This window comes from Nocardia sp. NPDC058244 (genome assembly GCF_042882065.1).
Lineage (GTDB): Bacteria > Actinomycetota > Actinomycetes > Mycobacteriales > Mycobacteriaceae > Nocardia.
Genome location: NZ_JBHVWX010000004.1, coordinates 296,783 through 311,629 on the forward strand (window position 1 = coordinate 296,783; position 14,847 = coordinate 311,629).

At 70.8% G+C, this 14,847-nt stretch carries 17 protein-coding genes and 2 tRNA genes; 9 read left to right on the plus strand and 10 right to left on the minus strand.

What is annotated here, in order from left to right; genetic code table 11:
• Positions 1-47: 47 nt before the first annotated feature.
• On the minus strand, positions 48-758 hold the full coding sequence (locus ACFVW6_RS14485) for an NAD(P)H oxidoreductase (protein ID WP_378827667.1): 711 nt from the start codon (positions 756-758) through the stop codon (positions 48-50).
• Between the two features lie 126 nt (positions 759-884).
• Between ACFVW6_RS14485 and ACFVW6_RS14490 the strand changes: the two genes are divergently transcribed.
• Complete coding sequence (locus tag ACFVW6_RS14490) at positions 885-1,832, plus strand: AraC family transcriptional regulator (RefSeq protein WP_378827665.1); 948 nt, start codon at positions 885-887, stop codon at positions 1,830-1,832.
• Here ACFVW6_RS14490 and ACFVW6_RS14495 read toward each other — a convergent pair whose 3' ends face one another.
• From ACFVW6_RS14495 to ACFVW6_RS14505, 3 genes are read right to left on the minus strand one after another with little or no spacing between them, the layout of a single operon-like run.
• Complete coding sequence (locus ACFVW6_RS14495; RefSeq protein WP_355277044.1) at positions 1,833-2,264, minus strand: nitroreductase family deazaflavin-dependent oxidoreductase; 432 nt, start codon at positions 2,262-2,264, stop codon at positions 1,833-1,835.
• 45 nt (positions 2,265-2,309) lie between these two features.
• Positions 2,310-2,786, minus strand: a complete 477-nt coding sequence (locus tag ACFVW6_RS14500; RefSeq protein WP_378827663.1) for an NUDIX domain-containing protein — start codon at positions 2,784-2,786, stop codon at positions 2,310-2,312.
• Between the two features lie 25 nt (positions 2,787-2,811).
• A complete protein-coding gene (locus ACFVW6_RS14505; protein ID WP_378827661.1) occupies positions 2,812-3,222 on the minus strand; it encodes a MarR family winged helix-turn-helix transcriptional regulator in 411 nt (136 codons plus the stop codon).
• Positions 3,223-3,293: 71 nt separating this feature from the next.
• Here ACFVW6_RS14505 and ACFVW6_RS14510 point away from each other — a divergent pair, with 71 nt between their 5' ends.
• Positions 3,294-3,707 (plus strand): MarR family winged helix-turn-helix transcriptional regulator, encoded by a 414-nt coding sequence (locus tag ACFVW6_RS14510; protein WP_378827658.1) that lies wholly within the window; start codon positions 3,294-3,296, stop codon positions 3,705-3,707.
• Between the two features lie 107 nt (positions 3,708-3,814).
• Here ACFVW6_RS14510 and ACFVW6_RS14515 read toward each other — a convergent pair whose 3' ends face one another.
• From ACFVW6_RS14515 to ACFVW6_RS14525, 3 genes are all read right to left on the minus strand, one after another.
• Complete coding sequence (locus ACFVW6_RS14515) at positions 3,815-5,080, minus strand: RNA polymerase sigma factor (RefSeq protein WP_378827656.1); 1,266 nt, start codon at positions 5,078-5,080, stop codon at positions 3,815-3,817.
• Positions 5,077-5,472, minus strand: a complete 396-nt coding sequence (locus tag ACFVW6_RS14520; protein WP_355277055.1) for a YciI family protein — start codon at positions 5,470-5,472, stop codon at positions 5,077-5,079. Before ACFVW6_RS14520 ends, ACFVW6_RS14515 begins: the two co-directional genes overlap by 4 nt.
• Before the next feature lie 106 nt (positions 5,473-5,578).
• Complete coding sequence (locus tag ACFVW6_RS14525; protein ID WP_378827653.1) at positions 5,579-6,799, minus strand: NAD(P)/FAD-dependent oxidoreductase; 1,221 nt, start codon at positions 6,797-6,799, stop codon at positions 5,579-5,581.
• Between the two features lie 144 nt (positions 6,800-6,943).
• On the opposite strand from ACFVW6_RS14525, the gene ACFVW6_RS14530 reads away from it, so the two are divergent.
• Positions 6,944-7,588 carry a disulfide bond formation protein DsbA gene (locus ACFVW6_RS14530; protein ID WP_378827651.1) on the plus strand — a complete coding sequence of 215 codons (645 nt, stop codon included), beginning with the start codon at positions 6,944-6,946 and terminating at the stop codon, positions 7,586-7,588.
• Positions 7,589-7,636: 48 nt separating this feature from the next.
• On the opposite strand, the gene ACFVW6_RS14535 is transcribed toward ACFVW6_RS14530, so the two are convergent.
• Positions 7,637-8,554: a M48 family metallopeptidase gene (locus tag ACFVW6_RS14535; RefSeq protein WP_355277195.1), complete on the minus strand. Its 918-nt coding sequence runs from the start codon at positions 8,552-8,554 to the stop codon at positions 7,637-7,639.
• Between the two features lie 348 nt (positions 8,555-8,902).
• On the opposite strand from ACFVW6_RS14535, the gene ACFVW6_RS14540 reads away from it, so the two are divergent.
• Together ACFVW6_RS14540 and ACFVW6_RS14545 are read left to right on the plus strand one after the other, a co-directional pair.
• Positions 8,903-9,376 (plus strand): ribose-5-phosphate isomerase, encoded by a 474-nt coding sequence (locus tag ACFVW6_RS14540; RefSeq protein ID WP_355277062.1) that lies wholly within the window; start codon positions 8,903-8,905, stop codon positions 9,374-9,376.
• 34 nt (positions 9,377-9,410) lie between these two features.
• Entirely contained in the window at positions 9,411-10,214 is an 804-nt protein-coding gene (locus tag ACFVW6_RS14545) for an Fpg/Nei family DNA glycosylase (protein WP_378827648.1), read from the plus strand.
• On the opposite strand, the gene ACFVW6_RS14550 is transcribed toward ACFVW6_RS14545, so the two are convergent.
• Positions 10,165-10,797: a helix-turn-helix domain-containing protein gene (locus ACFVW6_RS14550; protein ID WP_378827646.1), complete on the minus strand. Its 633-nt coding sequence runs from the start codon at positions 10,795-10,797 to the stop codon at positions 10,165-10,167. The genes ACFVW6_RS14545 and ACFVW6_RS14550 overlap by 50 nt on opposite strands.
• Positions 10,798-10,889: 92 nt before the next feature.
• Here ACFVW6_RS14550 and ACFVW6_RS14555 point away from each other — a divergent pair, with 92 nt between their 5' ends.
• Positions 10,890-12,107: an MFS transporter gene (locus ACFVW6_RS14555; RefSeq protein WP_378827644.1), complete on the plus strand. Its 1,218-nt coding sequence runs from the start codon at positions 10,890-10,892 to the stop codon at positions 12,105-12,107.
• A 53-nt stretch (positions 12,108-12,160) separates the two neighbouring features.
• Here ACFVW6_RS14555 and ACFVW6_RS14560 read toward each other — a convergent pair whose 3' ends face one another.
• Positions 12,161-13,117, minus strand: coding sequence for a GGDEF domain-containing protein (locus ACFVW6_RS14560; protein ID WP_355277070.1), 957 nt, complete (start codon positions 13,115-13,117; stop codon positions 12,161-12,163).
• 698 nt (positions 13,118-13,815) lie between these two features.
• Between ACFVW6_RS14560 and ACFVW6_RS14565 the strand changes: the two genes are divergently transcribed.
• The 3 genes from ACFVW6_RS14565 to fabG all read left to right on the plus strand — a co-directional run bounded on the left by ACFVW6_RS14565 (position 13,816) and on the right by fabG (position 14,809).
• Positions 13,816-13,886 (plus strand) — tRNA-Gly (locus tag ACFVW6_RS14565).
• A gap of 41 nt (positions 13,887-13,927) precedes the next feature.
• Positions 13,928-14,004 (plus strand) — tRNA-Pro (locus ACFVW6_RS14570).
• Positions 14,005-14,050: 46 nt separating this feature from the next.
• Positions 14,051-14,809, plus strand: a complete 759-nt coding sequence (gene fabG, locus ACFVW6_RS14575) for a 3-oxoacyl-ACP reductase FabG (RefSeq protein ID WP_357348112.1) — start codon at positions 14,051-14,053, stop codon at positions 14,807-14,809.
• Positions 14,810-14,847 lie beyond the last annotated feature (38 nt).

Below are 14,847 nucleotides of genomic sequence, written 5' to 3' on the forward strand. Positions count from 1 at the left end.
GCCGACCGTGTGGTGACCTCGCCGTCACCACACGGTCGCCGGGGGGCTCAGGCGTCGACCAGCTGGGCGGCCAGGAACTCGTCGACGAAGCCGGCGGCCGTCGCGTCGAACGCGGCGTAGTGCGCGGTGCGCGCGTCGCCGCTGATCGCCTCGCCGATCAGCAGATTGCCCTCGGCGTCGAGCGACTGCGGCTGTTCCTCGGCATCGGGCAGCAGGCGCACCCGCGAATCGGCGAAGCCGCTGTAGTAGGCCAGGCCCTCGCTGAGCAGGCCCTCGAGCACCGCCTGCATGCCGGGGACGATCGCGTCGTCGGCGGTGGCGCCGGCCAGGCCGACCCACAGCACGCGCTTGCCCGCCAGCCGGGGCTTGCTGCGGCCGTAGGCGAAGCCGTAGTTCCAGACCCGATCGATCCAGCCCTTGAGGATCGCGGGCGGGCTCTGCCAGTAGACCGGGAACACCACCACGACCACGTCGGCGGCGAGCAGGCGCCGCATGTGCGCCTCGGTCTCGGCGGAGTACTCCTTGTCCCGATGACCCCAATCGGGCTGATCGGCGACGGTCATCCGCGGGTCGAAACCCTCGGCGTGCAGGTCGAGCAGGTCGACCTCGTAGCCGCCGGCGACGAGCCGGGCGACGGACAGGTCGGCGATGTGCGCGGTCAGCGAGTCGCGGCGATGGTGGGAGAGCACGACAAGCGCACGGCGAGTGCCGGATTCGGTCGGCTGCGGGTCGGTGGCGGTGGCGGGGGACTGCGACACGGTGGACTCCCTGTTTCGATCGTGGCGGTGGGGCGTGCGCCCCGTGCCTTCGAGTACACCGTGAATCGCATGGACGATCTATGGGTGATCATCTCGGGTTGATAGGAGTTCGTCTACGCTGGTGGCATGGATCCGTTGAGTTCACTGCTGAGTGGCATCCGTGCCGACGGCTCGGTCCTCGCCCACGCCGTCCTGCGCGCGCCGTGGACGATCCACTTCGCCGACCGGGCCCCGCTGATCATGGTGTGCGTCCTGCGCGGCGGCGGCACCCTGGTGCTCGCCGACGGCTCGCGCACCCGGCTCGTCGCGGGCGACACCGCGGTGATCCAGGCCGGAGAACCGTTCCGGCTCACCGATATCGACACCGCCGCCGATCGCCCGCCGGTCGAGTACGAACTGTCGTGCTTCGTGCCGAACGGCTTCGGACCGGCCGATCTGAGCTGTGCCACACCGGAGTTGATCGAGGAGGTCACCGAAACCGGTGCGCCGGAGGAGACCTCGATGATCGTCGGGGCCTATCGCGCCTCGGGCAGGCGGCACGAACGGCTGCTGCGCGCGCTACCGCCGGTGATGGTGGTCGCCGCCGACAGCGATGTGTGCACCTGGCTGGAGGAGTCGGCCGCGGAGGCGGTCCGGCACAGCGCGGGGTCTCAGGCCATGATGGACCGCCTGCTGGACTGGGCGCTGGTCTGCAACCTGCGCACCTGGCTCGCCGAGCAGCAGCACTGCGCGCCCGCCTGGTATCGCGGCATGGCCGACCCGGTGGTCGGCCCGGCCCTGGAGGCCATCCACGCCAGGCCGTTCCACCGCTGGACGGTGGCGAGCCTGGCCGCCGAGGCCGCCGTGTCCCGGGCGCTGTTCGCGAAGCGGTTCACCGAGGTGATCGGCGAACCGCCGCTGACCTACCTGACCGAATGGCGGATGGCCGAGGCCGAGGAGCTGCTCGCCGATCCCGCGCGCAGCGTCGCCCAGGTCGCGACCAGTGTCGGCTACTCCGACGCCTTCGGTTTCAGTGCCGCGTTCAAGCGCTCGCGCGGCAGCAGCCCGACGGAGTTTCGGGCCGCGCTCGTCTGATCAGGCGCGCGGGGTCAGCAGGACCAGCGGGATCTCCCGGTCGGTCTTGGTCTGGTAGTCGCCGTAGCCCTTGTAGCCCGCCACGACCCGGGGCCACAGCTTCGCCCGCTCCTCGGGCGTGGCGATATGGGCCGTCATCGGGCGGGTCGGGCCGGTCTGCAGCGACACCTCGACGTCCGGATTGTCGCGCAGGTTGAGGTACCAGGCCGGATGGGTCGGATCGCCGCCGCGCGAGGCGACGACGACGATGGTGTCACCGTCGATGACCGGCGCGGTCAGCATCACCTTGCGCGGCGTTCCGGATTTGCGGCCGATCGTGGTGAGTTCGAGGGACGGCATCCCGAAGATGCTCTTGCCGATGCGGCCGCCGGTGAGCGTGAGCAGGGCGCGGTGACCGGCGTTCATGATCTTCAGCTGCAAGTCGCTGGGCATGTCCGCAATCTACTCCGCTTCCGTGAACGGGCGGGGTGCCCGTGATCAGCCGAGCAGCTCGGTGAGGCGGGCGAGGAAGGGTCGCTGGCCTTTTCCGAGTTTGTCCAGCGCGGTGGCCGGATCGAACCAGTCCGCCCGGTCGATCTCGGGGAACTCGCGCAGCCGACCCGAGCGGGGCGGCCACTCCATCTCGAAGGTCCCCGGGACCACCTCGGCCGGGTCCAGATCGCCCTCGACCGCCCACACGGTGACGGTCTTGCGTCGGTTGCCGCTGCCGTAGGTCACGTCACCGAGGCCGGTCCACTCGCCCGCGGGGACCGGAAGCCCGAGTTCCTCGGTGAACTCCCTGGCCGCGGCCGCGCGCGCCGATTCCTCCTCGGGCACGTACTCGCCCTTGGGAATCGACCACGCCGAGGCGTCCTTCTTCGCCCACAGCGGGCCACCCAGGTGTCCGAGCAGGACTTCGATCCCGTCCTCGCCGCGGCGGTAGACCAGGACGCCCGCACTGAATACATCCGTCACGACGGAGAGTCTGCCAGGAACGCGGTCAGTCGAGGCCGTCGACGAAGCGGCCGAGCAGGCGGGCGAACTCGGCGCGGTCGGTGTCCGGCCATCCGGTCATCGCGCGGTCGAAGGCGCCGCGGCGGCGCTCGTGCGCGCGCTCGAGCAGGTCCCGGCCGGGCTCGGTGAGCACCAGCAGCGAGCGCCGGCCGTCGGATTGGTCGGCGACGCGGCGCAGGTAGCCCGCCGTCACGGCGGCGGCGACGAGCTTGCTGGCCCGCGGCTGGTCTACCGCCAGCGCGGCGGCCACCGTCGACACGGTCGGCTCGGTGGCGTCCTCGACGACGTCGAGCACGTCGAAGGCCTGCCCGCTCGGCGCGTCCGCCGCCAGGGTGCGCCGGGTCTGGCGCCGCCGGATGGCGATCATCGCCCGTTCGATCCGCTCGACCTCGTCCACGGGCTCATGCTACCGTCGAACATGTACATGCAATAGAACATGTAGTTGCTGATAGGCATGAAAGGTGTGCGATGACCGAGCGCAGGTTGATCGGCTACCAGGTCAAGCGCCTGGACCAGCTCATCGAGGCGAGCTTCGATCGGGCGGTCGAGAGCGTGGGCATGTCGCGGCGCGAATGGCAGACGCTGAACACGATCGCCCGGGAACCCGGCGCCGACCTGGTCGACGCGCTGCGCCCGTTCTGGGAATCCGACGGCGAGTCGATCGCGGACGTCACCGCTGCCTTGGCCACGCGTGGGTGGATCACCCGCGAGGCGGACGGCCGGTGGACCGTCACCGACGCGGGCGGGGCGGCGCACGAGTCCTCCGCACGGTCGGTGGGGGCGATCCGTCGACAGCTGGCCGAGGGTGTCACCGACGACGAATTCACCGCGCTCACGGGCACTCTCGCGCGCATGATCGCGAATCTGGAGCGGGCGGGCTGAGGTCCATCGGCCCTACCCGCGTGTGCCCGTCGACCATCCGAACGCCGTCGGGTGCGGCGGGCCGATCCGGCGGCGGGGGCAGGTCCGCCCCTTGATCGTGGCGGCGCTCAAGGGACGGGTGCGGCCGGACCCGGGTCGACGGCATCGGCGACGCCGGGGCGGTCCACCGCGGCCGAACGCACGCGGGCGGCGCGCAACAGCAGGTAGTCGCGCTCCGGCACGCTCGCCGTCTGTGTGGCGGCCAGCTGGTACTGGGCGACGGCGGCCGCGTCGTCACCCGCCATCTCGTGCAGGTGCCCGCGCACCGCGGCCAGGCGGTGGGAGCGGGCCAGCGGCTCGGCCACCGTGTCGGCGAGGGCGAGTCCGGCGGCCGGGCCGTGCACCATGGCGGTCGCCACGGCCCGGTTCAAGGTGACCATCGGATTCGGATTCGACCGCTCGATCATGGTGTAGAGCACCAGGATCCGGGCCCAGTCGGTGTCCGCCACGTGCGCGGCCTGGGCGTGCAGGCCCGCGATCGCGGCCTGGAGCTGGTAGCTCCCGGTCAGGCCCGCGGGCATTGTCGCGGTGAGCAGGCGCAGGCCCTCGGTGATCTGGGCGCGATCCCAGCGGGTGCGGTCCTGTTCGTGCAGCGGGACCAGTTCGCCGTGCGGACCCGAGCGGGTGGCCCGGCGGGCATCGGTGAGCAGCATCAGCGCGAGCAGGCCGGTGACCTCGGTGTTGTCGGGCAGCAGGGCGCGCAGCGCGCGGGTCAGCCGGATCGCCTCGGCGGACAGGTCGGCACGGCGCAGCCCCGACCCGGCACTGCTGGTGTGGCCCTCGGTGAAGATCACGTACAGCACCTGGAGCACCGCGCTCAGCCGCGCGCCGTCCTGCGCGCCGTCGGCGAACGGGCGCTCCGACTCGGCCAGCCGCTTCTTCGCGCGGGAGATGCGTTGCGCCATGGTCGCTTCGGGGACCAGGAAGGCGGCGGCGATCTCGGCGGTGCTCAGGCCACCGACCGCGCGCAGCGTCAACGCGATCGCGCCCGCGGGCGGCAGGTCGGGGTGGCAGCACAGGAAGTACATGTCGAGGGTGTCGTCCCGGGTGCTCGCCTCGGCGGGCACCTCGCGCACGAACACCGTAGTTTCCCTTCGCCGCCGGGCGACCTCGGCGCGCACCGCGTCGGCCATCCGGCGCTGGGCGACCTGGATCAGCCAGCCGCGCGGATGCTCCGGCAGGCCCTCGGTCCGCCACTGGGTCGCGGCGGCCAGCAGCGCGTCCTGCACGGCGTCCTCGGCCAGGTCGAAATCGCCGAACCGGCGGACCAGGACACCGAGGACCTGCGGGGCGAGCTCGCGCAGCAGGTCCTCGATGCGTGGGGCGGTACTCACTCCGCGGGGGCGCTCATGACCTGGCGCACCTCGATGTACTCGCCGATCGGTGTGCCGCCGGGGCCGGGCGCGGCCGAGGCCTGCGCGGCGATCTCGATGGCGCGCTCGCGCGAGTCGACGTCGACGATCCAGTAGCCGGCCAGGAACTCCTTGGTCTCCGGGAACGGGCCGTCGGTGACCACCGGCGCCGAGCGGCCGTCGGAGAGCACGATCAGCGCCTGATCCGGCCCGGCCAGGCCCTGGGCGTCGACCAGTTCGCCCGCGGCGGCGAGCTGTTCGCCCAGCACCCGCTGGAAATCGATGTGGGCGGCGATGTCCTCGGGCGCCCACTCGGGAATCGGGGTGTTGCAGTAGGCGGCCTCGGCGTAGGTCTTGACCAGCATGAACTTCATCGCATCGCTCCTGGTGTCGGGGGCGCCCCGCGGGCGCGCTCGAGACATGGTCGGAGCGGGCGCGCGCCGTTCGACACATCCGCCCCGCCAGTCGGTGTGAACTGAGTCACAGGGGAATGTCGGGGTCGGCCAGCCGTTCCGGATCGACCGGGGCACCCGAGAGGATCAGCTGCTTGATCCGCTCGGTCACGTCCCAGACATTGACGTTCATCCCCGCCACGACCCGGTTCTCCGGGTCCAGCCAGAACGCCACGAACTCGCGTTCGTCCTGGTCGCCGCGCACCACCACGCGCACGTCGTCGTCGCGGCCGACATAGCCGGTGTACTCCATGCCGACGTCGTACTGATCGCTGAAGAAGTACGGGAGGCGGTCGTAGGAGGCGGGTTTGCCCAGCATGGTCAGCGCCGCCACGGCGGGCTGGTTCAGCGCGGTGGCCCAGTGCTCGACCCGCACCGGCCGGTTCAGCACCGGATGCTGCTGCTCGGCGATGTCGCCGACCGCGACCACATCCGGATCGCTGGTGCGCAGGGCCGCGTCGACCACCACGCCGCCGTTCGTCGTGAGCCCGGCGGCCAGGGCGCCTTCGATATTGGGCGCCGCGCCCACCGCGACCAGCACCGCCTGCGCGGGCACCACCGTGCCGTCGCCGAGCTGCACGCCGGTCGCCATGCCGTCCTCGGTCAGGATCATCTCGACATTCGTGCCGGTCCGCAGGTCGACGCCGTGCGAGCGATGCAGCTCGGCGTAGAACGCGCCCATCTCCGGACCGAGCGCGCCGATCAGCGGCAGCTCGGCCGCCTCGAGCACGGTGACGTCGACCTGCCTGGCCCGCGCCTGCGCGGCGACCTCGAGCCCGATCCAGCCCGCGCCGATGATCACCAGCTTGCGGTGCGAGCGCAGGATCTCGGCGATCACGTCCGAATCCCCGATCGTGCGCAGCGTGTACACGTTCGGCGCGGCGGCCCCCGGAATCGGCAGGGTGCGCGGGCGCGAACCGGTGGCCAGGGCCAGCTTGTCGTAGCTCAGGGTGGAACCGTCGGGCAGCGTGACGGTGTGCGCGGCCGGATCGAAGGCCGTCGCGGTGGTGCCCAGCCGCAGGTCGATGTGGTGATCGCGGTACCAGGACCCCTGGTCGACGGTGAAATCGGGAAGCTGCTGGGTGCCGGCCAGATGCTGTTTGGACAGCGGCGGCCGCTCGTAGGGCAGCTCCTCCTCGGCGGCCAGCACCGTCACCCGGCCGTCGAAGTCGTTGGCGCGCAGAGCCTCGGCCAGCTTGGCTGCACCGAGTCCGCCGCCGATGACGACGAAATGCTGATTCGAGCTCATGAACGGACTCCTTCTCGCGGACGACCGGACTCCCTCGCCTCGAGCCTAGTGCGCGAGCTGCCGCACGGGAACGATTCCGGTCGTCGCGGGGTTGCACCATCCGGTGGGCGTATCGCCCCGCCGTGCTGACCCGAGAGGAAAATCGTGAGCGATCAGGCCACGAAGGACGTCGTCGATTTCTGGTTCGATCCGCTGTGCCCCTGGTGCTGGATCACGTCCCGCTGGATCCTCGAGGTGGAGAAGGTGCGCGATATCGAGGCGCGCTTCCACGTGATGAGTCTGTCGGTGCTCAACGAGGGCAAGGACGATCTGCCCGAGCGCTACGTCGACCTGATGGCGGCGGGCTGGGGCCCGGTCCGGGTCGCCATCGCCGCCGCCGAGAAGTCCGGTGACGAGATCCTGCTGCCGCTCTACACCGCGCTGGGCACCCGCATCCACGAGCGCAGGGACGAGTACCAGCGCGACACCGTCGCCGAGACGCTGTCCGCGGTCGTCGCCGACGCGCTGGTCGAGCTGGAGCTGCCCGCCGAGCTGGCCGACGCCGCGACCAGCACCGAGTTCGACGAGGCGCTGCGCACCAGCCACCACGCGGGCATGGACAAGGTCGGCCCCGATGTGGGCACGCCGACCATCCACGTCAACGGCGTCGCGTTCTTCGGTCCCGTGCTCTCGCGCATTCCGCGTGGCGAGGACGCGGGCCGGGTGTGGGACGGCGTGGTCGCGCTGGCCTCGTACCCGCACTTCTTCGAGCTCAAGCGCACGCGCACCGAGGACCCGGTCTTCGACTGAGTGCCGAACGGGGTGCCGGACCCACCGTCCGGCACCCCGCCGACCTGATCACACCGGCTTCGGCGGCAGCGCGCGCGGCGCGGTGATCGGCGGATAGCCGCCCGGCGGCGGGATGGCCCCGGGGTGGGGTGCGCTCGGCCGCAGGAACATCGGGCCATGCTTGCTGCGGTCGCGCAGCGCCCACATCCGCCAGGTGAGGACCGGATGGCTGGACATGGCGTTGACCAGCCAGACGAATCCGCCCTTCTCGATCGCGGCCCGGTCGGCCATCTCGTCGAAACCGACCTGGGCGTTGAGGTACTTGCCTGCGGCCAGCGTGCCCATCGCGCCGGGCGCGCCCTGGTACCGATTGCAGAAGCCGTGATTGTCCGCGGTGTACTCCTGCGCGCGGATCAGCGAGGACCCCAGGATCGGCAGCCACGGCGCGACGAACATGCCGAGCTGGCGCCAGTACGACACGTGCCCCGCGGCGATATGCCCCACCTCGTGGCCGATGATGAAGGCCAGCGCGTCGGGATCGCGGGCGGTGCCGCCGATTTCGAACAGGTCGCTGTAGACCACCACGAACCGGCGGAACCCGTGCCCGGACGCGAACGCGTTGATCTGGCCGTTGCCCAGCACGACGTAGGCGTCGGGCACCTTGCTCATCCCGAAGCGCGCCGCCGCCTCCTGCACCATCCGGTAGCCCTCGGGGAACTGCGTCGGCGACATCTTCACGCCGTTGATCCGCTGGGTCGCGTAGTTGAGGCCACGGCCGAGCCACAGCAGCACCGGCGCGAACACCAGCAGCAGCACGTACGGACTTGTCAGGATCGACCCGGTGTCGACCGGCTGGCCCTTGTCGTCGAGCACCGGCTCGGCGAACAGCTCGACCAGCAGGATCAGCGCGACCAGCAGATACGCCACCGTCGTGAACATGATCACGACCACCAGCAGCGGGATCTCCCACGAATGCCGGGCGGGCATCCCGAACGGCGACAGCCCGCGCGGCTGCTGCTGCGGGGGGATCGGCGGCCCGCCTGGCGGGTAGTAACCGGCCTGTGGCACCGGGGGATACGGGCCGGGGTACTGCGGTGCGGGTGCGTACGGCTGGGCCGGAAATCCACCGGTCGGCGGGGCCTGCTGGGCCCAGGGCGACGCGGCGGGCCCGGGGTACTGCGGTGGAACGGGGGCGTCGCCGGTGCCCTTGTCCAGCGACGGTACCGACTCGGCGGGTGGGCCGGAATGCCCCGGCGGGGGACCTGCCGAAGGCGGCTGATGCGGTTCGTGCGGGTGCATGAAACGACTCTAAGCGGGCCTGACACAATCGCAGCCATGCGCGTTTACCTGGGTGCCGACCATGCCGGTTTCGAACTGAAGAATCACGTCAAGGCCCATCTGCAGGAGGCCGGACACGACGTCGTCGACTGTGGTGCTCTCGAGTACGACGCCCTCGACGACTACCCCGCGTTCTGCATCGAGGCGGCCCGCCGCACCGTCGCCGACCCGGGCTCGCTCGGCCTGGTCTTCGGTGGCAGCGGCAACGGCGAGCAGATCGCCGCCAACAAGGTCCCCGGCGCGCGCTGCGCCCTGGCCTGGAGCGTCGAAACCGCCAAGCTGGCCCGCGAACACAACAACGCCCAGCTGATCGGGATCGGCGGCCGCATGCACACCACCGAGGAAGCTCTCGCCATCGTCGACGCGTTCCTCGCCCAGGCGTGGTCGGAAGAGCCGCGCCACCAGCGCCGCATCGACATCCTCGCCGACTACGAGAAGTCCGGCGAGGCCCCCGCGGTCCCCGCGTACTGACAGTTCCGCACTCAGCTCGAGGAAGGTGTGTTTCTTGCCTGAGGGGCACACCCTTCATCGCATCGCCCGCCTGCATCAGGAGCGGTTCGCCGGTGGAGCCGTGCGGGTTTCGAGTCCGCAGGGGCGCTTCGCCGAGGGCGCGGCGATGGTGGACGGGCGGGTGCTGGAGTCGGCCGAGGCCGTCGGGAAGCATCTGCTGCACCACTACGCGTCCGGGCTGACGGTGCACGTGCATCTGGGCCTGTACGGCACTTTCAGCGAGGCCGAACTGCCGTTGGCGGCGCCGGTCGGCCAGGTGCGGATGCGGATGCTCGGCGCCGCGACGGATTTCGGCAGCGATCTGCGCGGGCCGACCGCCTGCGAGGTGCTGCTGCCGCCGGAGGTCGACACGCTCCTCGCCCGCCTCGGCGCCGACCCGCTGCGCCCCGACGCCGATCACGACCGGGCGGGCGCGCGCATCCGGCGCTCCCGCAGGGCGATCGGCGCGCTGCTGATGGATCAGGCGCTGATCGCCGGCGTCGGCAATGTCTACCGCGCGGAAGTGCTGTTCCGGCACGGCATCTCGCCGTTCCGGCCGGGCACCTCGGTCAGCGCCGAGGAATGGGACGCCCTGTGGGCCGACCTGGTCGAGCTGATGCCGGTCGGCGTGGCCACCGGCCGGATGCACGTCGTCCGGCCCGAACACGACACCGGCGCACCGTCCTACGCCAAGGACCGGCCGCGCACCTACGTCTACCGCCGCCAGGGCGAGCCCTGCCGGGCGTGCGCGACCCCGATCGCGCACGGCGTCATGGAGGGGCGAAACCTCTTCTGGTGCCCGACCTGTCAGCCGCGCTGAGGCCGCCGGGCGAACTCGCCCTGACGTGGATGCGCTCACCGTGCGCGCCGAAGAGGCTGAGGATCTCGACACTGCCCCGGCCCGCCGCGCCGAACCAGTGCGGGATCCGGCAGTCGAATTCGGCCGCCTCGCCGGCGCCCATGACGAAATCGTGGTCGCCGAGCCGGACCCGCAGCCGCCCGCGCAGCACGTACAGCCACTCGTGGCCGTCATGGGCGCGCGGGAACGGGTCCTCGTCGCGGGCGGGAATGATCATCTTGTAGGCGCGGGGCTCCCCGGGGTGACGGGACAGCGGGATCAGCAGCCGGCCGCCGTCGCCGGTGGACTCCCGCGGCACCCGGGGATCGACGACGCGTGGCGCCGCGACGATCTCGTCCAGCCCGATGCCCAGCGCCGCCGTGATCGGCAGCAGCAGTTCGAGACCGGGCCTGCGCTGCCCCGATTCCAGCCGCGACAGCGTGCTCGTCGAGACGCCGGTGGCCCGCGCGACCGCGGCCAGGCTGACGTTCCGCTTCTCCCGCGCCCGGCGCAACCGCGGCCCGATCTGCTCGATCACCGCGCCGACGGTCGGTTGGTCCTCCATGCGCCCAGTGGAATCGATCCGTCCCGGAAACGGCAAGGCTCTTTGCTGATACCGCAAAGGCGTCGGGATGCTCGTCGCGGAGGTGATCCGAGATGGATTCGACAAGGGAAATGGACACGACCGCCCCGGCATCGCGTATCGGCGACCGGCTGCCCGCCGGGGTATATCTGCTGGGGTTCAGTCTGTTCGCGATGGGCAGCGCGGAGTTCCTGCTCGCGGGCGTGCTGCCCGATGTGGCGCTCGATCTGAGGGTGCCGCTCTCGTCCGCGGGCATGCTCATCACCGCGTTCGCGCTCGGTGTGGTCGTCGGCGGACCGCCGTGCGCGGTGCTCGGCCTGCGCCTGCCGCGGCGCTCGGCGCTGCTGGTGACCCAGGCGGTCTTCGCGGCGAGTATCGCGATCGGGCTGGTCGGTGACTATCGGGTGCTGCTGATCTCGCGGGTCGTCGCCGGTGTGGCCTACGCGGGGTTCTTCGCCGTGGCGTCGGTCACGGCGGTCCGCCTGGTGACCCCGGATCGGGTCGGGCGGGCGTCCGCGGTGGTGGTGAGCGGGCTCAGCGTGGCGATGGTGGTCGGTGGTCCGATGGGGACGCTGCTGAGTCATTTCCTCGGCTGGCGTGGGGGATTCGTCGCGGTCGTGCTGCTGACGCTCGCGGGGATGGTCGGCTGCCTGCTCGGAATCCCCACCACCGCAGCGGAATCCGGGGCGAGGCCGGAGGTGCGCCGCGAGCTCGCGGTGATGCGCGAACCCGCGCTGTGGGGCATCTACGCGATCACCATCCTGAGCACGGCCGCCTACATGATCACGTTCAACTACCTGGCGGCGCTGCTCGGCGAGGTCACCGGTGTTGCGGCCGTGTGGATTCCGGCCGTCCTCGCGCTGTTCGGCGTGGGCGCCTTCGTCGGCCTGTCCCTCGGCGGCCGGATCGCCGACCGGCGGCCGCACGCCGCGTTGACGGCCGGGACGATCGCCATCGGCCTGCTGTCGGTGCTGCTCGCGACGGCGATGGCATGGGTAGGGGTGGTGGTGCCCGCGGTCTTCGCGCTCGGGGTCGCGGCGTTCGTCCTCAATCCCGCCCTGTACGGCCGGGTCTTCACCATCGCGGCCGCGGCGCCGACGCTCGCGGGCGCCACCACGGTGTCGGCCTTCCAGCTGGGGATCAGCGGCACTCCGGTGCTCGCGGCCGTCACCCTCACCCACGGCGGCGGGCTCACCTCGGTCGGCCTGATCGGCGCGGTGCTCGCGGTCGCGGCGCTGCCGCTGATCCGGCTCGACGCGAGACGCCGAGCCGGATCCGAGCACACTGCCTGACTACATCGAAAGGGGTTGAGCCGGAACGCGAAGTGCAGGCTTCGCGATCCGACTCAGCCCGCGACCGCGGTTCCCAGTTCCGGGTCGCCCGATTCGGCGAGCGCGAAACGCCGCCCGCCCGCGGATTTCGCCGAATACATCGCGCGGTCGGCGCGACGCAGCAGATCGGTGAAATCGCACGTCTTTCCCGGCGCGCAGAACGCCGTGCCCACGCTCGCCGAGACCGGTACCGGCCCCGCGCTCGACCACACCGGGTCGCGCAGCGCGGCCACCACGTGGTGCGCCAGCTCGCCGAGGGTGTCGCGCCGCGGGTTGGCGGCGACGACGAACTCGTCACCGCCGTACCGGCAGATCACCGTCTCGGGCGGGCACACCTCGCGCAGCCGGTTGGCCAGTTCGACCAAGACCTCGTCGCCGATCGCGTGCCCGTAGCCGTCGTTGATCTGCTTGAACCGGTCCAGGTCGACCACCAGTACACCGACGCCGCGGGTCGGGTCGGCCGCGAAGGCCCGTACCCGTTCCTGCAGCAACGTGCGGTTGGCCAGATCGGTCAGCGCGTCGTGGGTTGCTTCGTGGCGCAAGCGGTGCTGTAGCGCGGCGATCTCCTGTACGCGCAGCGACACTTTCGCCGAGATGTTCTGTTCCTGTTGCGCGAGCGCCCGTTCCTGCAGCGCCTGCGCGTAACTGTCGATGGCCTGACTGGCGACCAGCGGCCAGCGGGTGGCCACCAGCGAGCCGGGCACGCCGGAGGGGAAGCCGAGCAGCCAGCGGGTGGCGTGCGCCAGCATCCTGGTTCGTTCGAAGGGCGCCTCGGCCAGCCGGGCGCCGAGCATCCGCGCCTGCGGCACCGGGAACGGTTCGGTCCGCGCCAGATGCAGCAGCCGCTCGACGATCTCGACGAGCACCGGCTCCAGCTGGTGCGGCGCCGTGGACGATCCCGGTTCGGCGCACACCGCGCGGGCCCAGGCGCGGGCCATCGCGGCGACCGGTGGCTCGATGTGGACAGTCATCGACATCACCGGCGGTCGGTGGCGACAAGCGCGCCACCTCGATCGTTCGCACTGCTACGCGGTTGAGTCCACCGAGTTCGGCACACGCTCACCGCCCCCTTTCCAGATACCCCCGTCCGGCAAAAAGGATCCTAGCAAGCCACCCGAGACCGAAAAGCCGCGTTGTAGAACGCGTTGCAGTCTCTCGCGAATGGCGATCGGCTATGACATCGCTACAGGTGTCCCGGCGTTACACACTTCCCGAAAAAACTTTGGGAAGACCGAAACATGCAGCGTAGAGCCCATCTCGAGGGGGTGGGCGTTGCATTGCCATGCGGTTCCTCCTGGCCCAGGGGCGAGTCGTGACGAGGTGGCCGAGTGACCACGACTCCCCCCGACAAGGAGCCCGTCACGCGCCATTTCATGGTGGCCTACTCGCCGCCCACATGCCAGGTTTTTAAGGAAAATTCTCCTATTTATTCCCCCGGTGGAGCAGGCGCCGGTCCCCATTGGCGCGCATCAACCATCGTGGCCGGGCGGGGGTTCGTGTGGATAGGGTCATTAGGCCCTAATCGGGCACCGGCGCCGGCGGGGGTCGTCACCGCGGGGCGGGGGCGCGCCGCCGTGCTCGCCGGGGGCGGATTGGCATTTAGCGCGCGGGATTCGGTACAGTCGTGGCGCACACGACATCGTGGCGATCCCATCGATGTCGTATGCCTGCGGGTGTAGTTCAATGGTAGAACCTCAGCCTTCCAAGCTGATGGTGCGGGTTCGATTCCCGTCACCCGCTCAAACATGAATTCCCTCGACGGCGTCGCAGCCCCGAGGCCTCGGGGTGTAGCGCAGCTTGGTAGCGCATCCGCTTTGGGAGCGGAGGGTCGCAGGTTCAAATCCTGTCACCCCGACCATCACCATTCGCCCAGCTCACGGTTGTGTCAGCGCGGAGGAGTGCAGATGTCCACGGAACGCAGGGTCGCGATCGTCACCGGTGCCGCGCGGGGCATCGGCGCCGCCGTCGCGGGCAAGCTCGCCGCCGACGGATTCGCCGTCGCCGTGCTCGATCTCGACGCCGCCGCCTGCGCGAACACCGTCGCCGCCATCGAGGCCGCCGGGGGCAGCGCCCTCGCCGTCGGCGCCGATGTGGCCGACGAGGCCGCGGTCGCCGCCGCGGTCGAGCGGATCGCCACCGAGCTCGGCGCGCCGACCGTGCTGATCAACAACGCGGGCGTGCTGCGCGACAACCTGCTGTTCAAGATGTCGGTGGACGACTGGGACACCGTCCTGAACGTGCACCTGCGCGGCGCCTTCCTGATGACGAAGGCGGTGCAGAAGTACATGGTGGACGCGAAGTTCGGCCGCATCGTGAACCTGTCGAGCACCTCGGCGCTCGGCAACCGCGGCCAGGCCAACTACTCCGCCGCCAAGGCGGGCATGCAGGGCTTCACCAAGACCCTGGCCTTCGAGCTGGGCAAATTCGGCGTCACCGCGAACGCGATCGCCCCCGGCTTCATCGAAACCGACATGACCGCCGCGACCGCCGCGCGGGTCGGCGTCGACTTCGAGGCGTTCAAGCAGGCCGCCGCCGCGCAGATCCCGGTCAACCGGGTCGGCACGCCCGCCGACATCGCCAACGCGGCATCGTTCTTCGTGAGCGAGGGCGCGGGCTTCGTGTCCGGTCAGGTTCTCTACGTCGCCGGTGGCCCCACCAACTGACGCGAAGCCGGTGGGCGCGAAGAATTTTCGCGATTCGT

Bases quoted from the DNA above. Each gene is read 5' to 3' on its own strand.
- ACFVW6_RS14520 (WP_355277055.1), bottom strand. From the start codon at position 5,472: ATGAAGTTCATGCTGGTCAAGACCTACGCCGAGGCCGCCTACTGCAAC.
- ACFVW6_RS14535 (WP_355277195.1), bottom strand. From the start codon at position 8,554: ATGCCCGCCCGGCATTCGTGGGAGATCCCGCTGCTGGTGGTCGTGATC.
- ACFVW6_RS14490 (WP_378827665.1), top strand. From the start codon at position 885: ATGGATCCGTTGAGTTCACTGCTGAGTGGCATCCGTGCCGACGGCTCG.
- ACFVW6_RS14510 (WP_378827658.1), top strand. From the start codon at position 3,294: ATGACCGAGCGCAGGTTGATCGGCTACCAGGTCAAGCGCCTGGACCAG.
- ACFVW6_RS14525 (WP_378827653.1), bottom strand. From the start codon at position 6,799: ATGAGCTCGAATCAGCATTTCGTCGTCATCGGCGGCGGACTCGGTGCA.
- ACFVW6_RS14550 (WP_378827646.1), bottom strand. From the start codon at position 10,797: ATGGAGGACCAACCGACCGTCGGCGCGGTGATCGAGCAGATCGGGCCG.
- fabG (WP_357348112.1), top strand. From the start codon at position 14,051: ATGTCCACGGAACGCAGGGTCGCGATCGTCACCGGTGCCGCGCGGGGC.
- ACFVW6_RS14540 (WP_355277062.1), top strand. From the start codon at position 8,903: ATGCGCGTTTACCTGGGTGCCGACCATGCCGGTTTCGAACTGAAGAAT.
- ACFVW6_RS14495 (WP_355277044.1), bottom strand. From the start codon at position 2,264: ATGCCCAGCGACTTGCAGCTGAAGATCATGAACGCCGGTCACCGCGCC.
- ACFVW6_RS14555 (WP_378827644.1), top strand. From the start codon at position 10,890: ATGGATTCGACAAGGGAAATGGACACGACCGCCCCGGCATCGCGTATC.
- ACFVW6_RS14560 (WP_355277070.1), bottom strand. From the start codon at position 13,117: ATGACTGTCCACATCGAGCCACCGGTCGCCGCGATGGCCCGCGCCTGG.